The organism is Bacillus sp. cl95 (assembly GCF_900115925.1).
Classification (GTDB): domain Bacteria; phylum Bacillota; class Bacilli; order Bacillales; family Cytobacillaceae; genus Neobacillus_A.
This window is the reverse complement of sequence record NZ_FOYF01000004.1, coordinates 86,507-106,724: the sequence shown is the minus strand read 5'-3', so window position 1 is coordinate 106,724 and position 20,218 is coordinate 86,507. Positions and strand designations below refer to the sequence as shown.

16 protein-coding genes are annotated in these 20,218 nt (G+C 37.5%); 13 read left to right on the top strand and 3 right to left on the bottom strand.

What is annotated here, in order from left to right:
* Positions 1-15: 15 nt before the first annotated feature.
* Entirely contained in the window at positions 16-3,093 is a 3,078-nt protein-coding gene (locus BMZ31_RS12610) for an efflux RND transporter permease subunit (protein ID WP_090832440.1), read from the bottom strand.
* 99 nt (positions 3,094-3,192) lie between these two features.
* Here BMZ31_RS12610 and BMZ31_RS12605 point away from each other — a divergent pair, with 99 nt between their 5' ends.
* The 6 genes from BMZ31_RS12605 (at position 3,193) to BMZ31_RS12580 (ending at position 10,445) form a co-directional block, all read left to right on the top strand.
* Complete coding sequence (locus BMZ31_RS12605) at positions 3,193-4,023, top strand: TetR/AcrR family transcriptional regulator (RefSeq protein ID WP_090832125.1); 831 nt, start codon at positions 3,193-3,195, stop codon at positions 4,021-4,023.
* A 146-nt stretch (positions 4,024-4,169) separates the two neighbouring features.
* The gene (locus BMZ31_RS12600) at positions 4,170-5,000 is read left to right on the top strand and encodes a methyl-accepting chemotaxis protein (RefSeq protein ID WP_090832124.1); all 831 of its coding nucleotides are present in this window, start codon (positions 4,170-4,172) and stop codon (positions 4,998-5,000) included.
* Positions 5,001-5,117: 117 nt separating this feature from the next.
* Positions 5,118-5,564, top strand: coding sequence for a DUF4385 domain-containing protein (locus BMZ31_RS12595; protein ID WP_090832123.1), 447 nt, complete (start codon positions 5,118-5,120; stop codon positions 5,562-5,564).
* 145 nt (positions 5,565-5,709) lie between these two features.
* Positions 5,710-7,641, top strand: a complete 1,932-nt coding sequence (locus BMZ31_RS12590; RefSeq protein ID WP_090832122.1) for a PhoX family protein — start codon at positions 5,710-5,712, stop codon at positions 7,639-7,641.
* Positions 7,642-7,824: 183 nt separating this feature from the next.
* Complete coding sequence (locus BMZ31_RS12585) at positions 7,825-9,042, top strand: MerR family transcriptional regulator (RefSeq protein WP_090832121.1); 1,218 nt, start codon at positions 7,825-7,827, stop codon at positions 9,040-9,042.
* A 113-nt stretch (positions 9,043-9,155) separates the two neighbouring features.
* Positions 9,156-10,445, top strand: a complete 1,290-nt coding sequence (locus BMZ31_RS12580; protein ID WP_090832120.1) for an MFS transporter — start codon at positions 9,156-9,158, stop codon at positions 10,443-10,445.
* Positions 10,446-10,530: 85 nt separating this feature from the next.
* Here the strand turns inward: BMZ31_RS12580 and BMZ31_RS12575 are convergent, their stop codons facing one another.
* Entirely contained in the window at positions 10,531-11,370 is an 840-nt protein-coding gene (locus BMZ31_RS12575) for an RMD1 family protein (RefSeq protein ID WP_090832119.1), read from the bottom strand.
* A gap of 547 nt (positions 11,371-11,917) precedes the next feature.
* Here BMZ31_RS12575 and BMZ31_RS12570 point away from each other — a divergent pair.
* From BMZ31_RS12570 to BMZ31_RS12540, 7 genes are all read left to right on the top strand, one after another.
* Entirely contained in the window at positions 11,918-13,504 is a 1,587-nt protein-coding gene (locus BMZ31_RS12570; protein WP_217642761.1) for an ABC transporter substrate-binding protein, read from the top strand.
* A 122-nt stretch (positions 13,505-13,626) separates the two neighbouring features.
* Entirely contained in the window at positions 13,627-14,583 is a 957-nt protein-coding gene (locus BMZ31_RS12565; RefSeq protein WP_090832438.1) for an ABC transporter permease, read from the top strand.
* Positions 14,584-14,586: 3 nt separating this feature from the next.
* A complete protein-coding gene (locus BMZ31_RS12560) occupies positions 14,587-15,441 on the top strand; it encodes an ABC transporter permease (RefSeq protein WP_090832117.1) in 855 nt (284 codons plus the stop codon).
* 14 nt (positions 15,442-15,455) lie between these two features.
* Complete coding sequence (locus BMZ31_RS12555) at positions 15,456-16,460, top strand: ABC transporter ATP-binding protein (RefSeq protein WP_090832116.1); 1,005 nt, start codon at positions 15,456-15,458, stop codon at positions 16,458-16,460.
* The gene (locus tag BMZ31_RS12550; RefSeq protein WP_090832115.1) at positions 16,453-17,433 is read left to right on the top strand and encodes an ABC transporter ATP-binding protein; all 981 of its coding nucleotides are present in this window, start codon (positions 16,453-16,455) and stop codon (positions 17,431-17,433) included. The genes BMZ31_RS12555 and BMZ31_RS12550 overlap by 8 nt, the downstream gene beginning before the upstream one ends.
* 135 nt (positions 17,434-17,568) lie before the next feature.
* Complete coding sequence (locus BMZ31_RS12545; RefSeq protein ID WP_090832114.1) at positions 17,569-18,030, top strand: hypothetical protein; 462 nt, start codon at positions 17,569-17,571, stop codon at positions 18,028-18,030.
* A gap of 588 nt (positions 18,031-18,618) precedes the next feature.
* A complete protein-coding gene (locus BMZ31_RS12540) occupies positions 18,619-19,350 on the top strand; it encodes a CsxC family protein (RefSeq protein WP_090832113.1) in 732 nt (243 codons plus the stop codon).
* A gap of 193 nt (positions 19,351-19,543) precedes the next feature.
* On the opposite strand, the gene BMZ31_RS12535 is transcribed toward BMZ31_RS12540, so the two are convergent.
* Positions 19,544-20,218 (bottom strand): hypothetical protein (locus tag BMZ31_RS12535; protein WP_175478096.1); only part of this gene is annotated, 675 nt, incomplete at its 5' end.

Below are 20,218 nucleotides of genomic sequence, written 5' to 3'. Positions count from 1 at the left end.
AATTATTGAGAACCGTTAGTTTGCTTCAATTTCCTTACGGTTCTTCTTAAACATCTTAGATAATACTTCATAAACGATTGGAACAATAATCAATGTTAACAACGTTGAACTTGTTAAGCCGCCGATTACGGTGATGCCAAGACCTTTGGAGATTAAACCGCCTCCCCCAGATCCAATCGCTAACGGAATCAACGCACCGATCGTTGCGATGGCTGTCATAAGGATTGGACGTAGACGTGTTGCTCCAGCTTCGAGGATTGCCTCACGCATGTTCATGCCATCACGTTCCATATGAATAATCCGGTCGACAAGTACGATTGCGTTCGTGACAACAATCCCGATTAACATCAATAGACCCATCATGACGGATACCGAGATGGTTTCACCGCCGATCAATAACCCGACAAATGCTCCGATTACCGCAAATGGTAATGAGAATAGGATGGAGAATGGTGCGACGCCTTCACCAAATGTTACAACTAGGATGAAGTAAACGATGGCGATGGCTGCCAGCATGGCTAAACCAAGCTGTGTAAATGTTTCAGTCATATCCGCCGCGACACCACCGACATCAACTGAAACACCTTTAGGTAAGTCTAGTTTTTTAATATCTTTATCAGCTTCAGATGTTGCCTTGGAAATATCTTTACCAATGATAGTACCTGAAACGGTTGCGTGATATTCCCCGTGACTACGTGCAAGCGTATTTAACGTTGTTCCTTTTTCAACTTTTACAAGTTCAGAAAGTGGCATCGTTGTTCCAAGAGCAGTAGGGACTTTTGTGGCTAAAATATCATCGATAGATTTCGGTTGTGCCTTTTGTTCTTGCTGTACAATCACATCAAGTGTGTCACCGTCTTTTTCAACGGTCGTTAAGACCTCTTGTTTGGATGGACTTAACATCATCACGATTTGACCAGTCGTTAATCCGTACTTCAACAGTTCATCTTGTTCTACTTTAAAAGTATGCTCAACGTAAGCATCCTCTGTACTTGAAGTAACGTCTTTTAAGCCTTTATTTTTGCTCAAGATTTTTTCTGCTTTTTTAACCGTATCATTCAGTTTGTCTAAATTTTCACCATAAAAAGAATAGCTGACTTCATTGTTAGACATAGAAGAAGCAGAGAAGTTCTGACTCTTCCATTCACCTGATTGACCAATGTTCTTTACATACTCTTCAATTTCCTCACGAACTTCTGGAAAATCTTTCATTTCAGGATCAAAGATGAGGTACATTAATGCACCGCTTCCGCCTCCCGACATAGCTAACATCGGATCAACTTCGTCTGATACTGAAATTTGGACGATATCAATATCGTCTCGTTTCATCATTTTTTCTTCCACCAATTCAATGTTCTTCAACGTATCTTCCTTTAGCTCACCGGCTTCAGGAGTATATGTTAAGTACATTACTTTGTCTTCTTCACTTCCCATAAAGCTAAAACCGATCAATGGAGTTAAAGCCAAACTGCCAACTAATAGAATGACAGAAATGATGGATGTAATGATTTTGTGGTTAAGTGTCCAATTAAGAATTCCTTTGTACCAGTTAGATAATTTACCAGCTTCTTTATGACTGCTTTCCGCCTTTTCGACATATAACTTTTTCTTGAATAGGAAGTGGGAAAGAGCAGGGACGACTGTAATGGCAACAATTAACGAAGCACCAAGTGAAAACGTCATAGTTAATGCGAACGGTGTAAACAATTCGCCGACCATACCGCCAACAAAGATGAGTGGTGCAAATATTGCAACTGTTACTAAAGTTGAAGATAGGATAGGTTTGAACATTTCAATTGTGGCTTCGCGTACTAATGCCATACCTGTTAATTTCTCTTCTTTTAAGTGCAGGCGACGATAGATATTTTCCACAACTACAATCGAGTCATCTATGACACGACCGATGGCAACCGTAATAGCGCCTAGCGTCATAATATTAAGTGTAATATCCATCCAATTTAATAATAGTAAAGCCATGAAAATAGAGACTGGAATGGATACGATAGAAATGATGGTTGACTTGAAATCGCGTAAGAATAGAAGGATGATTAATACAGCGATCAAACCACCAAATAAAGCTTTTTCAGCCATAGTAGAAACTGATTGTTCAATAGGTTTACCTTGGTCTAGTGATACATCGATAACAAGACCATCAATTTTCTTCTCTTCTTCTTTAATCAGTTTCTTTACTGCGTTAACAACAGTAACCGTGTTTGCTTCTTGCCCTTTGACGATTTGAATGGCAATCGCATCTTTACCATTCGTACGTGAAACGGACTGAACTCTACCTTCTTCTGAGATGGTAGCAATATCACTAAGTTTCACAAATGGAGAAGGTTTAGTGGCTGTTGGTGTCACCGGGATAAGCATTTCTTTTAATTCGTCTGTGGTCATGAACTTACCGTCAACTGCTACAGCTTGTTCACCTTCTTCAAACTCGTAAAGACCTAATGAAACAGCCAGATTACTCGCTTGTATCATTTGCTTTACTTTATCCTCTGTTAAACCAAGTTCGTTCATTTTTGCATCGTCATATGTGAGTTTTACTTCTTCAATGTGCTGACCTGTAATCTTTGCAGAGGCAACACCATCGATTTTCTCAATTTTAGGTAGTAAAACGTCCTCAACTGTTGATGTTAATTCAACAATATCTTCCGATGTGCTACTAACACTTAGAGCCGCAACAGGCATCATGTTCATACTGATAGCTGTAACCGTTGGCGCTTGTGCGTTTTCGGGTAATTTAACTGCCTCTAGTGCAGATTTTAATTCACGTTTTGCCTCGGCCATATCCACACCATACTCATATTCCACTTGAATACTTGACATGTTAGAATATGAATTTGAGTATACAGACTTAACGCCTTCAAGGTTTTCGGCAGCTTTCTCTAAAGGCCTGGACACTTCTTCCATTACTTTTTCAGGAGTAGCACCAGGGTAAACGTCCATTACCATTAAGTAAGGAATTGAGATATTTGGAATCGTCTCCATATTCATTCTTGTACCTGAATAAATACCAGATACCGTTATGATAATCGTAAGCAACCAAACTGCAAGTTTATTTCTTAAAACAAAATTAACTAAACCTTTCACTATTACACCTACCCATAATTGACTTAACATGCTCAATTTCTTATACTAATGACTGAGTGGTCATTTGTCAATCATCTGACATAGGAGCGATAAAAAATTATGATCAAAAAACAATTAATTATGGAAAAAGCGTTGGAGCTTTTTGCGAGTAAAGGTATTGAATCAACTTCTATACAACAAATAACTGAGCACTGCGGTATCTCAAAAGGTGCTTTTTATCTATCCTTCAAGTCAAAGGATGAGCTGGTCTTAGCGTTGATTGACCATTTTATGATGGAAATCACTTATGATATTGACCGTGTAGTCAAAGAGGCCGAGAAAGAGGAACTCTTAAGTCAATTTTACTTCGTGACTTTCGATACGTTTCATAAGCATTCTGATTTTGCTAAGGTGCTAATCAAAGAACAAGCACAATCCTTTAATGAGGAATTCATTCTAAAAACTCGTTACTATGATGGATTAATGGAACAAATAATCTTATCCATGATCGAGCGTTTATATGGTGATGAGGTCAAACGCATAAAATATGATTTGATTTATTGTATTAAAGGATTCATGAGAATTTATTCTGAGCTGTTTTTATTCTATAACGTAGACTTAGATTTGAATTTGCTGTCAAAGTCATTAGTGGAAAAAACAAATCTTTTGGCAAGACATACTACCATTCCATTTATTTCAGAAGAACTGATCCAAATGTTTAACCAACCTATGAATGAAGAAGTAACGAAGGAGCAAATCCTTGAAACCGTTGACCAGAAAATAGAAGAATTAGAAGAGTCTATTGAAAAGGAATCGTTAATCCTGCTATCACAACAGCTGAATGAACCGACTTTGAATAGAGCGATTGTAAAAGGATTGATAGAAAATATCCGAAATCATCCGCATTGTAAGTGGGTTTCCTATTTACTTCGGACGTACTTTGGATTCTGAAGAGTGCCTGTCACCACCCGAAGATTGTCGAATGTTGGCGATTTTCTGGGCGTGACAGGCATTTTTTTAGAACATTGAAAAATGAAAAGATACTTGTTCTTCTATATAATGAAGTTAAAATCACATCTAGATTGAGGAGTAGTTCTATGACCCTAGCAGTTAGCTACAATAAAAGTACACAAGTATTAGAATCGAATGCTGTCTTATCGGCACTTGAATCTAATTTAGCGATGGTAGAATTCAATTTGAAAAAGGAAGTTATCTGGGCGAACGAGAACTTTGCTAAAACCTTAGGATATCAAACACAGGAACTTGAAAAGATGTCCCATATGAAGTTCTGTGCGGAAGAGTTTAGGAACAGTCGCGAATATGAAGAATTATGGGCTGATCTAGGTAAGGGTAAAAAGTTTCAAGAAAAAATAGAACGTATCGGCAAAAAAGGAAATAAATTATGGCTTGAGGCTACCTATATCCCAATCAAAAACGATGATGGTATGGTCGAGGCAGTTCTTAAAATTGCGACTGATATTACAGAGAGAGAAAATAAGACTATAGAAATTATTTCTCAATTGAAAGCTATGCCATCGGAACTAGTGGGAATTGTCGTAGATAATTCCAAAGAGAAGTTGGAAGCTTTACAATCTCTGAAAAAACAGACGGACTTAATCGGTGAGTTATCTAAATTGATTCGTAACATTTCTGCACAAACAAACATGCTTGCATTAAATGCTGCGATTGAAGCAGCACGTGCAGGAGAACATGGTAGAGGTTTCAAAGTGGTTGCTGACGAAGTACGAAAATTAGCTGGTAACGTTGCAGAATCGATTAACCAAGTGAATAGTAATGTTGATAATATTTCAAAAGAAGTCGTCAAAGTGAGTAAAATTACGGATAATCTTCAGGATGCTGTAATAAAAACTCAAACAGAATTCGAGAAAACGATTAAAGAATTTGAAGACTTAAAGTTAGGAAATTAACTATTAGTCTGTGTGCTTGTCACCTGTCATCACCTGAAATATTCAGGGAGAGACAGGTGTTTTTTTGTTTTACGTAATTGTGTGCAGGGGTAAAGCAGGAGAAAAAAGGATGATACCATGCCATTTGACTATTCATTGGATTTTGACAACATAGATTTCCGAGAAAAACCAGAATTGTATTGCGTTGGCCGGGGAGAACAAGGCGTATTACTAGTAGAGCCCTATAAAAGCGAAATACTTCCGTACTGGCGGTTTAAGACACCAGAAATCGCAAAGGAATCTTCTGAAAAGATTTATCAAATGTTTCTAGATTATAAGGCTAGTAGAGACTTTGTTGGAATGGATATGGCTAGAAAGTTCCTTCAAATAGGTTATACAAGAGCCCGGCGGTACACCAATTATAAAGGTGGGAGAAAATACGAAAAAGATGGCAGCCTTAAAGAACGACAAAATGATCCTATAAAAGCGAGGTCAGCGATTATCTTCAAGGAAAAATGGAAGCTTGCCAGAGAGGATGAGGGTTATCTCGTCATGAAAAAGAAGCACCAGAAAAAATATGGATAGAGCTTTTTGGTTGTAGTTCCTCTTTTATAATTGATTAATATTGTAAAGGGCATTAACACAATTTTAAAGTTGCGGTATTGGTAATTTTACATTGGGATACTTTAATAGAGAGTGAAAGACAAAGTAGTAAATAGGAGGATCCAAAATGAAGAAAAGGCGTATGGGCAAAAAAGGAGTTACGGCAGCACTTACTCTGGCATTGACGTTACCGGCTTTAACATCAGCGTGTGCAGAGCCTTCACAGCAGGTCAAGATTGACTCTGTTAAATTTAATGGAATGAAAGCACCAACTACAATTGACGAAATGGTAAAAACGTATACAAATGCATCTGTTAATGTAAAATACAGCAATGGTAAGGTGAGGAATTTCCCATTATCATACAAACAGCTGTTTAAGTCTGAAGATAAAGTAGCAACAGTTAAAGGTGAAAAAATTCCAGCAGGGACACCGATTGATGTTAACGGCAATCCTATTATTGATAAAAGTGTTCCTGGAGATAAAACTTATTATGTTTCCGATGCTCCCGATTCAAATAGTTTGCTGAATCCTATTGACGGTAAGCTATTTATGGTCACACATTATGAATACGATACGATTGATGCGGCAGGAAAGTCTGCTTATGGACTTGTGCCAGCTTCCATGTCCTTAACGACTTTGGATCAAGATGAAAAAACAGGGGAACTGAAGCCTGCTGAAGTGAAAAAAATTGATTTTTCTGCGGTAAACGGTCTCTGGATTCCATGTAATGGTTCTACATCGCCTTGGAATACACATTTAGGATCGGAAGAGTATGAGCCAGATGCACGCAATTTTGAATTTGACGCATCATCTACTGCAAGAACATGGACTGAAAGCTTTGCCCAGCTCTATTTCGGGGATAAATCAAAAGCTAACCCATATTTCTATGGATATATTCCAGAAATTACAGTGCAAAAGAACGGTAATACAAAAGTAGAGAAACATTATAGTGCGGGCCGTTTCTCACATGAAGTCATGAAAATGATGCCTGACAACCGCACTGCGTTTTATGGTGATGATGGCAATTATACAACCATGTTCATGTATGTTGCTGATAAAGCGAAAGACTTATCTGCTGGTACGTTATATGCAGCAAAATTTAATCAGACAGGTACAGAAAATGGCGGTTCAGGGAACCTAGAGTGGGTTAAACTTGGACATGCCAAGGATAAGGAAATTAAAAAGATCATTGACAGTGGAATTAAGTTCAGTGACATTTTTGAAACATCCACTGCTCCTGCAGAAGGATTTAAAGCAATTAAGCAGTATTCATATGGAAAAACAGAATATCTGAAACTAAAGCCTGGTAAGGAAAAAGCAGCAGCATTTCTTGAGTCACGCCGTTATGCCGCTTATTTAGGGGCAACGTCTGAATTCAACAAGATGGAAGGCATCACACTGAATGCGAAAGATAATAAAGTATATGTTGCTGTTTCTGACCAAAGTGGTGGAATGGAAAAAGATTCGGCTGGTAAAGACCCAGTTGACCATATTCAATTACCTAAGAAGAAATCCGGTGTGTCATATCAATTAGATTTAAAGAGTGGACAAAAAGATAGTAACGGAAATGTGATTCTCAGCAAATACGTAGCTTCAACAATGTCGGGGTTACTCATCGGGGAAGACCTTCCGAAAGCAGACGCGTATGGGAACACGGCCAATGTTGATATGGTAGCAGGTCCCGATAACTTAAGTTACTCTGACGCCATGAGAACATTATTTATCGGCGAAGACAGTAGTATGCATACGAATAATTTCGTATGGGCGTATAACATTGATACAAAATCATTGCAAAGGATTTTATCAGTCCCAGCAGGATCTGAATCAACTGGTTTGTTTGCTGCTGACGACCGTAATGGCTTCTCTTATATCATGAGTAATTTTCAGCATCCAGGTGATGAAGTAGATAAGAAGGATATTACGGCCGTCAATAAAGAAGAATTATTGAAAGCAGTCGATGAACAAATTGGAATTAATAAAACAGGCGGAGTCGGCTATATCTCAGGACTTCCATCCTTGACTAAAATGCCGGATTTCACTGCTCAATCTAATAAATAATCATTCAATATTACTAGTGTGAATAAAATAATACTCGAACCGCCATTGAACCCGGAATCTCTCACATGAGTCCGGGTTCTTTTCTTAATCATATTTGATTTTCCTTCATCTTCTATGTAGGACTTTCGGAAAGCAGAAACGAATACAATTCTATAGAAAAAATAAATGATGGAAGTTGATAAGATGAGAATCGGCAAATTTGCGAAACATAATAGCTTAACGATTGATACGCTCAGGCATTACATGGATTTAGGATTGATTGTTCCAGAAAAGAATGGCAGCCATTATTTTTTTGACGAACGTTGTCAAAAGGACTTGGAGTTAATATTGGAATATAAAGGTATGGGCTTTAGCCTCAATGAAATAAAAACCATTTTCCTCTATAAAAATCTCGGAGAATTTACAGCCTATGAAGACGATGCTTACTATCAATCTCTATACAAAAATAAGTTTAAACAGCTTGAAAATGAGATTGAGAATCTAATTGAAGTGAAGAGTAAACTTGAGAAGAAGATGGATCAAATAAACAAGAGAACTACTGGATTCAACTCTGTTATGGGAGTGGATTTAAGTGTGCTCGATAAACTTCGGTGCGTAACCTGTAAGGGAATTCTCACGTTGGAAGACGGGATGATCAATCGAAATCAAATTCTAGAGGGGAAATTGTCATGTAGCTGTGGCAGCGATTATAAAATCGAAGAAGGAATCATGATCGTTGGGGAACCAATTCTTCAACCTGTAGAAAATCCTCTAAATCATTTTGTTTTTGACTATTTACATATGACAGACCCAGTCTATCTTGAAAATGTTCAAAAAGGTGGGCAATGGACGAAAAGGAAACTTGCCCAATGCGATTTATCTAACAAAGTAATATTAGAACCTGGGTCTGGTGTTGGTTTTTTACTTCGTTCCATCTATCAGGATTTACCGGAGAACTGCTTATATATAGCGGTCGATCGTAATCTTGATCGTCAACGTTTTTTGAAAAATGTGTTGGAAAGGACCGGTCTGAAAAGGAACATTCTTTTCATATGCTCGGATTTTTTGAGTACTCCTATCCAGGATAGAAGTGTGGATATCGTAATGGATCATGCTGGAACGAGTAATTACAGCTTTGAACATGAAACGTTCTTACTGAAAGACATTGATTATCTTATCAAACAGGACGCTCTCTTATTGGCTTCCTATATCGTTTTTAAAAACTTTGATAAGAATAGTAAAATAGAGGCTTGCTATAGAAATCACTTTAAGATGGACGTAATAAATGAGGAGCTATATAAGCTTGGCTATCGAGCACTAGAGGAAAGAATTTCAGATTCTGTAGATAAAGGCGGGAAATATGAGGATTATTTTGTAGAAGGAGAAGAGGTCTTCTGCAATTCCTTTTTTGGGAAAAGGTAGGGTTAGCCCTATCTTTTTACTTTTTTTAAGTGGAAATTTGTGTTTTTTCACTATTGATGTGGGGTCGTGACGACCGCTTAAAATTCACTTATAACGAATTTTAGGAGGCCGTGATGGAAGCTTTAAAATTTGAACGAAGTGAAACCAATAGCTACAAAGAAATGAAGAATCTATATTTATATGCAACAGGAAAATCGATTAGTTTGTTTGGAACAGCCATATATAGTTTTGCCATAGGACTATTTGTATTAAAGATGACGGGATCTGCACTCAGCTTTGCTGTAACTCTTATCCTAGGAATCCTGCCAATGGTCATTTTAAATCCATTTGCAGGGGTAATCGCGGATAAGTTTGATAAGAAAAAGATGGTTGTATGGATGGATCTATTAAATGGGACATTGTTGATATCGGTCTATTTGATCAGCCTCATGACAGGGTTGAATTTGACCCTAATCTACACTGCGACACTACTTCTGACGGTCTTTACTACTTTTTTCGGTGTTGGGCTCGAGGCGGCGAAGCCGAACCTGGTATCAGATCATAAGCTCATGAATTTGAATTCTACAAGTAAAATCATTGATTCATTATCCATGATTACAGGACCGATGTTAGGGGGAGTGGTGTTTGCCTTTTTTGACATTCGAGCCTTCATCATTTTCAATGGCGTTTCTTTTATTGTGTCAGGATTAATGATGCTTTTCATGGATTTCAAACTTTATTGCACCAGCGAAATGGGGAAAACTGAACCAACGAAACTCAACTTTATAAGGGATATCAAAGAAGGATTCCACTATTTGCTTGGAAGAAATAGTATTATGAGTTTATTTGTCATCCTCATTTCCCTGAATTTCTTTCTGGGCTTTTCTGTGACCGTTCCGCTTCCATATATGATCAATAATGTTCTTGGTCTAAGTTCCAAAGAGTTTGGTATCATTCAAGCAGCCTTTCCACTTGGGATGATTATCGGTGCTTTATTAGTAAAAAAAATCATGAACCGCATGCCATACCAAAGTCTATTGAAAATGTTATGTTATTCGCTATCCCTATTCATGGTGCTATCAGGCATGCCCGTTTTGCTAAAAGGTCTTGAATGGGGGGGCCACTCCTACGTCATCTATTACGGAGTGGTGATGTTTAGCCTTGGAGTGATCATCGCTTGGATTGACATCCCTCTTGCCTATTTCATGCAGACAGCAATTTCCGATGAATACAGAGGAAGAGTTTTGAGCATCGGGATTAGCATTGCAAAGACAATGCTTCCACTTGCCATGTTAGCATCAGGTTCATTACTCAGCTCAGTACCATCCTTTATCATGCCTATTGTAGGGGGAATTTTATTTTTATTGTTTAATATGTTGACCTTGGCAAAAATGAAATTTGATATTTCGACGGGGGAAGTTTAGGGCTGTAAATAAATGGAGTGTGAAAAAATTAAGAATCCATGGAGAAAGGGAGTTACCACACTCCATGGATTCCAATTGGTTACCGTCAGTATGGAAGTAGTCCTGCAATTTCTAATAGTGTCAGCATGATCTCAATAAGGATGAGAATGACAACAATCCATTCAACGAAAAGCCCTCTAATTGAATGACTAATCGTGGAAAAGCCATTCAAGATGTTATATAAAATGTCAGTTTTGCTCTTCAGTATTTTAAAGCGGTCATTCAGCTCGAAAAATTCCACCATCATATCGTAAAAATCTCCAGCGGTGCTAGACGTCCAAGTTATTTCAGGTTTGTCTAGAATCATAATGTAAGCAAGCGTGTTATATTCGTGACGCACAATTTGTGCGGTTGTTCGCGCCAACTCTTTATTCCCAATTCTGAGTTTGCCTTTCTCTAATCGTTCTATCATCGTTTCGAGATTATCATGAATTTTTCCAAGTTGTTCCTCTGTTTTCTCTAAAGCAACTGACTTTGCAAGCACCGTTGATATCAATTCAGGGTAGAAGGTTTCATATTCCGGTACCATCACATACTCGTCGGTAAGTTCTATGTTTTCGGATTCTTTGATATGAAGTCTATAGTCGTCGAAATATCTTTCAGCATTTTTCATATCAATATCCTGCTCAAAGGATTGAATAAAATTGAAAAATTTTTTAGTCTCATTGGAATCTGAGAGGTTTATGAAAACGATACTGCCGAAAGAAAAAACCATCACCATTTGCGTGTCGGTCACATCTTTCTCGATGATCGAATTTAAAATATCGCCTTTTAAGATTAATGGTTGTTCCCACGTGAATTTCTTAGGAATGCCACAATGAATGGCGATTTTATTCAAATCAATTTCATTTGTAATAGCAAAAGCTTTAAAAGTAATAGCCTTCATTTTCCCCGACCCTTTCAGCAGATTAGTCTTCGATTACCTTCCATTCTTTCCAAAATAGTGCATGAACAATCCTTTTGTTTAATAAAGTAGGAGAAGAAGTACTTGGCACACTCTCAATTTTTCGTCTGTTAGTCATATTAGCTACGGGTGCATTCCTGAGCTTGGGGCGATGCCACCATATGAATACTGCTGGTAAAGCCGTTTTTTACTAAATATCGTGACGACAAAGGCTAAGGAGAAAACGAAATAACGGAAGGAGGGAGAGGATTTGGTTGAAGATTCTTTTTCTTATTTTAGGTGAGAAAGTGTATTTTTAGACTATGACTTAGGATTTGATTTAGAAACAAAGGTAGCCAATACTAATTCATTATTTATGAAAGGAAAATATATTGAAAATCTGTAGTTACTCATTTACTTAAATTTTATTATCAGGTAAAATTAACTTCCGTAAAACATATAAGAATAGTAGGGATTTGTTGTTATTAATAAAATTTCCAGCTATCATTCTATGAATTTGCTTAAAAAATATTACATAGGGGGAAAAAAAGTGAATCGAAAAAATTTCAATGTTTTTGTAGCTATATTACTAAGTATCTCTTTTGTACTGGCTGGCTGTTCTTCAACAACTAAAGAAAATGCTACCTCAAAAGATAAAAGTGGAGATACAAATAAACCAGATACCTTTATTTATGGAATTGATGGTGATCCAGGGAATGCAGTAAACGTAATTACAACTGGTGATCGTTACGGATTGATGGAAATCAAAACTTTATTTTCTCCGTTGTATATGTATAACGGAAAAGATGACATTAAATACTTTTTAGCGGAAAGCATGACTCCATCAGAAGATTTCTTAACGTACACTGCGAAATTAAGAAAAGACGTCAAGTGGCATGACGGTCAAGCATTTACTGCGGATGATGTCGTATTTACTTATAATGAAATGTTAAAAGAAGAAAACGGAGGTTGGGCACGAAGCCAGTTAGTATTTAACAACCAACCCGTTAAAGTTGAAAAAGTAGATGACTATACAGTTAAATTCACACTTCCAACAGTGAGCATGGGTGGTATGGAAGCTCTTGGTAACATTTTTATTATGCCTAAGCATGTTTACGATGGCGAAACAAATATTGCAAACAGCCCTAAAAATGCTACTCCAGTAGGAACTGGTCCTTATAAGTTTAAGGAATATAAAGCTGGGGAAAGCGTAACTTTTGAAAAGAACGATGACTATTTCCTTGGCGCACCAAAGATTTCTAAAGTTGTTTATCGTATTATCATGGATGCAAACACGGCAACAATGGCATTGCAAAAAGGAGAAATTAATGCCCTTGCCATTCAGCCTTCAGATTCAAGCAAATTTAAAGATAGCAAAAATGTCACTCTTAAACCTTATGATGAAGGAAGAATCGGTTACTTGGCCTTCAATTTAAGCTCAAAGGCAGTTCAAGCAAAAGAGGTAAGACAGGCAATCGCTTTCGGATTAAACCGTGATGAAATTAACACTGCAAGCTATATCTCAACGGATTATTCAACACCTGCTTATTCATTCTTACCGAAAAAAGCAACCTACTTTACAGATAAAGTGGAAAAACATAAATTTGACACCAAAAAATCAAAAGACCTACTGTCAAAAGCAGGAGCTTCGGATCTTAAATTAAAGCTTGCCTTTATTGCAAATAATCCAATTCAACAAAAACAAGCAGCTGTTATTCAACAAAACTTAAAAGCTGCAGGCATAAGCGTCGAGCTAGTGGGTATGGATGGAACAGCATTAAGCAAGAAAATGCAAAGTGAACACTCTGACTTTGATATGTATCTTGGTGGATACATCATGGGTATTGACCCAGACACATTTAACTCATTATTCGTAACGAATGGTGAAGCTAACTATATGCATTACAGCAATCCAAGAGTGGATGAATTATTTAATCAAGGCCGTGTAGAGAAAGATGACGCAAAACGTAAAGCGATCTATGAGGAGATTCAAAAACTCATTATCGAAGATGCTGCTTTCTACCCTCTTACAGAGAACAAACGAATTCTTGCGATTGATTCTAGAATTAAAGGAATTGACGAAGCTGCTTTAGTACCAGTGTATACGTTTGAAGATATGTCAAAGCTCTCTTATTAAGAAAATAGAACCATTAGTAAATAAAGATAAACAGTTTAACTGTTTATCTTTATTTATTAATATATGAAATTATAGAATGATAGTGAGTTCTTAATATGGAGAAATAAGGAGTGGGATTCTACTTGTTAAAGTACATATTTAAAAGGGTTATGCAAGCAGTTCCTTTATTAATCATTATATCGGTTATTTGCTTTACGCTTATCCAACTAGCTCCATACGATGCAGTGGATGCGATGACCACACCGAATATGACAAAGAGTACGATAGAATTAATCAAAGCTAGATACGGGCTGGATCAGCCTGCATACATGCAGTATTTTTACTGGGTAAAAGGAATTGTAAGCGGAGAGTGGGGTTACTCCATTGTCACTCATGAAAGTATTGCGAAGGACCTTTCAGTAAGAATCCCGAATACGCTCATTCTTGTCCTCCCAGCATATATTCTAGCGTTATTTCTATCTATTATTCTTGGTCTTATAGCTGGAGCAAAAAAGGGTAAATTAGCAGATAAAATCATAGATGGATTAAGTTCTTTTGGGATTGCCATTCCAAGCTTTTGGATGGCCATGATTTTAGTATTTATCTTTGGATATCGATTAAATATGTTTCCGATTCTCGGTATGAACACAATTGGAGCCGAAGAATCGCTGTCCGATCTGATTAGCCACATGGTGTTGCCATGTACGGTTTTGACTCTTTCTTTTATGCCGGAGTTTGTTCGCTATGTCCGTTCATCTACAATCGGACAGCTTTCCGAAGATTACGTCATGGTACAACAAGCATATGGTGCAGGTTCTGCAGAAGTTCTGTTTAAACATGTTCTTAGAAACGTTTTACTGCCAATTATAACGATTGTTGGGATGAGCCTTCCTATGTTAGTAACGGGTGCAGTAGTAACGGAGACGGTATTTGGTTGGCCTGGAATCGGGACTTATTTTGTTAAAGCCATTCAAGGTTTTGATTATCCGATTGTGATGGCAATCATGCTTCTATCATCATGTCTTGTGATTATTGGGAACTTGGCTTCTGATATTTTGTATAGCATTATTGATCCGAGAATCAAGGGAACGGGGGAATAGAAGTTGGCCATAAATAAAAATAGAAGAATAGAAAAGTTTAAGAGCGAACTTAGAAATAATAAGACGGCCTCTGCTTCATTACTTTTCCTATTCCTAATCGTTATACTATCAACTTTCGCATTTTTATCACCATTTCCTCCTAATCAGGTTGATGTTACAAATGTTCTGCAACAGCCAAACTCAAAGCACTTATTTGGTACAGACGAGCTTGGAAGGGATTATCTAACGAGAGCATTATATGGAGGGCGAATCTCCCTTATGGTTGGGATATTAGCAATGCTCATTTCTACAGGCATCGGTGTTTTTGTTGGGACGGTAAGTGGTTATTTCGGAGGTTGGATCGATAACCTTTTGATGAGAATGGTAGATGTTATCTCTTCCATTCCATGGATGATTCTTGTAACAGTAGTTAGCATTTATCTAACACCGGGTTTAAAAGCTATTATTCTTGTAATTGGACTATTTACATGGATGAGCACAGCAAGGCTGGTACGTGCTGAAACCCTTTCGATTAAAGAAAGAGAATATGTTCTATATGCAAAATCCTCGGGACAATCGTTCAAGAAAATGATTTTGAAACATATTATCCCGGCGGTTTTCCCCACTTTCATTGTTGCTTCGACTGTTAGTATAGCAAATGCTATTTTAATGGAATCGGCCTTAAGTTTTCTTGGTCTTGGAATTCAACAGCCGTTATCTTCTTGGGGGAGCATGCTCCAAAATGCACAAGGAAATCTAGGGAATGCACCATACATGGCGATTTTGCCTGGCCTATTAATAGTGTTAACCGTTTACTCCTTTAATAAGTTGGGTGACGTTCTTAGAACCGTTGTTGAACCGAAGACAGGTGGAAAATAGAGAGGAGGTTTCAAATGGTGGATAACATAAAAGATAAAAGTAATTTGCTTGAAGTAAAAGATCTTCGTACTTCCTTTTATGACGGAAACTCTAAAATGGAAGCAGTTCGTGGGATTGACTTCACCGTCCAAAAAGGTGAAATACTGGGGATTGTTGGCGAATCAGGAAGCGGTAAAAGTGTAATGGTGAAATCGATTCTTGGAATTATCCCTGCTCATGCGAAAGTGGATGCAGGTGAGATTATTTTGGATGGGAAGCGGATCGATGCCCTATCACCAAAACAAAAAAGGTCCATCAGAGGACGCGAAATTGCTATGATCTTTCAAGATCCGATGACAGCTCTTAATCCTTTAAAAAAAGCTGGAGACCATCTTGTTGATTTATTAATAAGAGTAAGAGGGATGAAAAAGAAGGAAGCCAAACTTGAAGCAATCGAGTTATTAAAAATGGTTGGCATTCCGTCTCCGGAAAAAAGAGTTGACCAATACCCTCATGAGTTTAGCGGCGGTATGAGACAGAGGGTTCTAATTGCCATGGCGCTCGCATGCAATCCGAAGCTTTTAATTGCGGATGAACCAACGACTGCCCTTGATGTTACCATTCAGGCGCAAATACTCGAATTATTAAATAAGCTTCAAAACGAAAAAGACATGTCCGTTGTGCTCATCACTCATGATCTGGGTGTCGTAGCGACGATTTGCAGTCGGATTTTAGTCATGTACGCTGGAATGGTGATGGAAGAAGGACTGACCCACGAAATCTTTTATTCACCAAAGCATCCATATACGAAGGCTTTATTGAACTCGATTCCAAGGGTCGATGGGGAAAAAACAAGATTAAAGCCGATTAAAGGCTCCGCGCCATCGCTCAAAGGCACTGCACAAGGATGTCCTTTTGCTGAACGATGTGAATTTGCATTTGATAAATGCTTAAATGAAGTTCCTGAATACCATCACTTCTCGTCCACACAGAGATCTATGTGCTTTCTAACAGAGAAAGGAGAAGAGATAAATGAATGAATCACGTGAAAAACTCCTGGAAGTTAAAAATCTAAAGAAATACTTTCCATTAAAATCATCGCTCTTCAAGAAGAGCAATCAAGCCGTCAAAGCAGTTGACGATGTATCTTTCCACATTTACAAAGGGGAAACCTTTGGACTTGTAGGCGAATCTGGCTGCGGAAAATCGACATTAGGGCGGACGCTTAATCGTTTGTACGATCCAACCGCGGGAGAGGTTATTTTTGATGGGATGGACATTGCCAATCTTAACTCAAGAGAGCTACAGCCCTATAGGAAAAGAATGCAAATGATTTTTCAGGATCCCTATTCATCCCTGAATCCTTATATGAATGTCGGAGAAATTATTGATGAGCCGCTTGAGATTCACACTAAATTAACAAAAGATGAAAGAAAAGAAATCATCATTAATATTCTTGAAAAAGTAGGATTAAAGAAAGAGGATATGGAAAAATTCCCGCACGAATTTAGTGGGGGGCAACGACAAAGAATTGGAATTGCACGTACCCTTTCAATAAATCCTGAATTCATTATTTGTGATGAGGCAATCTCTGCTCTGGACGTGTCTATACAAGCTCAAGTGATTAATATGTTGGAAGATTTACAAAGTGAAATGAACCTTACTTATTTGTTCGTGGCTCACGATTTATCCATGGTCCGTCATATCTCAGATCGGATTGGTGTGATGTATCTTGGGAAAATGGTGGAGATATCCAAGAGTGATGAATTATATGAGAAACCATTGCATCCATATACACAAGCATTGCTGTCAGCCATACCTATTCCAGATCCGATTAAAGCCCAAAATAGTAAGCGAGAAATTATTACAGGAGAGCTTCCAAGCCCTATTGAAATGGAAATGGGCTGCAGATTTAGATCGAGGTGTCCGTTTGCGATGCCTATCTGTTCAGAAGCCGACCCACTACTAAAGGAAGTGGATGGCGAACATCTTGTCGCTTGCCACTTATATTAACTAATTTTTTGCGTGAAGTGGTGTCTTTCTCCCCGCCCAAGTGGAATTAGCCACTTGGTGTTTTCTTTATTTTGAGTGGTGCAAAACTGGCGCTTCCTCTTTTCATACTTAATGGCTAAAAGGAGATTGAAGATAATGGAAAAGATGAAATTAGCTCTAAATTATGCTCTTATGATTGAAATGATTAAGGCAAAGGGTTACAGTCCCAGAGAAGTGATTCTATTCCTAGAAGAAGGAAATGAAACGGCATTGGAGAGTCTAGGAGAAGGAATCCCAACTTGGAAAACGCTCTTGGAGTTTTATCAAAACAATAAACAAAAATGTCAGAGAGCGATCGAAGAAGGTTATGAAATTACCTTCCTAACGAAAGGAGCCCTTAAATCACTGCTGACTATTAAGTTTCAAATGAAGGAAGGCGAGGATTTCGTTGACACTGGAGAATTTCTAAATGAAGTCAAAATCACTCGTGAAAATCTTCAAGCTTTAAAAGAAGTTATCTCTAAAAACTGGACGATAATTTTACCAGAAGAAAATATCGCTGAAGATTTCTATATGCTGAAAATTGAACTTACGCATAAACCTTTATTTAATTTTTAACCTGATTCACAGAAGAACATTCGGCTATGGCATTGATTATGCACAAAAGTATCGGAATTCACCTTGCATCACCACTGTGTAGTATTAAAGCGGACAGTTGCTCATGAAAAATACGCCATAAAAATAGATTTGAAGAGCCTTCCATTTAGGAAGGCTCTTGTTATTTTGTGGGGAAATTTGAAACCGAACTAAACTTCGTAAAACTGCGCTAGGTACTAGTATCCCCAGAACACATGTCAATCCGTCAAGGAACGTAAAAGAACAATCTTCTCTTCTGGGTTAAAAACACTGCCTGTGCATTTTAATCGAAAATGTCTTAAAAGTTCAATGATTAATAGGTTCGGATAAAAAGCCATAGGCATGAAAACATAAATAGTACATTTTTATGTATAACACTTTTAGAATCCTTCATGGTAAATGAAAGAATGTACAAGTTGTAAAAAATATGTGAAAGTCTATCGACATCAGTCCATTCAGATAACAGCTCTGAAGCATATAAAATATAGTAAGTCAAAAGAATAAGAGAAATGAACTGATAACGGATATTTCTGTTGTTTCTTTTGATAAAATTATTAAGGAGTGAATTGAATGAAAAAAAATACTGGATGTGGCTGTAACTCACATGATAAATGCCCGCCTATGCTATCTTGCGATACTGCAAAAACTCATGACCATTTTTGTACGCTAGGAACTCTTCAAAATGTTAACGATTTTGAACGTACAGTCATTCTCGCTGATGTTCCTATCACAGCAAATGTAGAAGCAGATATTCGTCTTCCGTCGTTTGCTAACGATATTAAATCTATTAGGAAAAATGTACATTTAACACAGTGTAAGGCAATCCCTGTGCCAGACCCGGCAGCTCCAGGTTTTGCACAATCTTTAAATTTGTTTATTGAAGGATTTGTGCACAAAAATATTCAATATTCAGAGGGTTGTAGCGGCAATATAAAAGATTTTAGTGTAAATGTTCCGTTTAAATGTTTCCAACCAATCCCTCCAGGTTTATTATTTCACTTTCCTTTCTTCACTAGCCAAAAAAGTAATCAGATTTCTGAGATCAGAGAACTTGCAAAAGATGGAATGGGTTCAGATCGCTGCAGTTTTGGATCTGTAACATTCGAAAATTTGAACGAACCGATTGAGTGTAAATTGCTTAGAGCGAGAGTAAGTCAGATGGACTTTCCGAAACACTTCGATAATTGGGGACGCTTCAACAAAATTACTGAAAAAGTGACAATTGATCTCGTAGTTAGATTGACTCAACTACAACGTCGTGAAAATGCTGGTGGATCCGTAGGAGAAATATTTTTCACCTAATTGAATAGAAGGGTGTCTCCTAAACTAAGGCACCCTTTTTAAAGTGATGTTAAAAAGGGATGACTCATTTTTTGAGACACCCTTTTTTATTTATCATTGAATAGACCATAGACCTATTTTGATAGATAGATAGATAGATAGATAAACCTAATAGAAATATTATTTTAGAACTTATATACATAGTTTTACTGTTTTACATATTGTTGAATTCTACATACTGAGATTGTAAAAGGCTAATAGTCAATGTACCTTTACCTTGAATATCAAGTTTCGGTTTACCGTTCTTTGATATTAACTCGTCATGCCAGATTGAATGTGTACCATGCAATTCGCAGTAAACTGGTTCCGCATATCGTTGAGTAAATTCGCGGTGATACTGAACATCCTGGCGATCAGGTGATATGAACATATACTCAGCCTCGTGGGTGCTAGGTAAGTTAGGAGAATGAAGCCATTCAGCTACAATCACCTTTTTGTATGGAACAATAATTTTGATTGAATGTAGAGTACTTTCCACATTATCTTTTACATATTCAATATCTGCAATTAACTCACCTTTTAAGAACACATTTGAGGATGGGAGAAGGACCTTACAATCTAAAGAATTTATACTCCAGTTTACCTTTATTACGCTTGATACTGGGACGAAGAGATTAAAAGAATCATAAATATCAATGTCAACCTTTAACAATGACAGTAAAACGGGTATCTTTACGATCGGATGGTGAACTTGAACTTTACCTTTGTCCAGATAGCATACCAATGATGAGGATTCCTCTGATGACTCATCATTAATGAAGGTAGAAGATTCCTTATCACTTGACGAGGATTCATCAAGAGAAGAAGACTCATCAGCTTGGGATGAAGA

Excerpts from the sequence above, each read along its gene's own strand:
- BMZ31_RS12605 (WP_090832125.1), top strand. The coding sequence starts at position 3,193 with ATGATCAAAAAACAATTAATTATGGAAAAAGCGTTGGAGCTTTTTGCG.
- BMZ31_RS12600 (WP_090832124.1), top strand. The coding sequence starts at position 4,170 with ATGACCCTAGCAGTTAGCTACAATAAAAGTACACAAGTATTAGAATCG.
- BMZ31_RS12595 (WP_090832123.1), top strand. The coding sequence starts at position 5,118 with ATGCCATTTGACTATTCATTGGATTTTGACAACATAGATTTCCGAGAA.
- BMZ31_RS12590 (WP_090832122.1), top strand. The coding sequence starts at position 5,710 with ATGAAGAAAAGGCGTATGGGCAAAAAAGGAGTTACGGCAGCACTTACT.
- BMZ31_RS12585 (WP_090832121.1), top strand. The coding sequence starts at position 7,825 with ATGAGAATCGGCAAATTTGCGAAACATAATAGCTTAACGATTGATACG.
- BMZ31_RS12580 (WP_090832120.1), top strand. The coding sequence starts at position 9,156 with ATGGAAGCTTTAAAATTTGAACGAAGTGAAACCAATAGCTACAAAGAA.
- BMZ31_RS12575 (WP_090832119.1), bottom strand. The coding sequence starts at position 11,370 with ATGAAGGCTATTACTTTTAAAGCTTTTGCTATTACAAATGAAATTGAT.
- BMZ31_RS12555 (WP_090832116.1), top strand. The coding sequence starts at position 15,456 with ATGGTGGATAACATAAAAGATAAAAGTAATTTGCTTGAAGTAAAAGAT.
- BMZ31_RS12550 (WP_090832115.1), top strand. The coding sequence starts at position 16,453 with ATGAATGAATCACGTGAAAAACTCCTGGAAGTTAAAAATCTAAAGAAA.
- BMZ31_RS12545 (WP_090832114.1), top strand. The coding sequence starts at position 17,569 with ATGGAAAAGATGAAATTAGCTCTAAATTATGCTCTTATGATTGAAATG.
- BMZ31_RS12540 (WP_090832113.1), top strand. The coding sequence starts at position 18,619 with ATGAAAAAAAATACTGGATGTGGCTGTAACTCACATGATAAATGCCCG.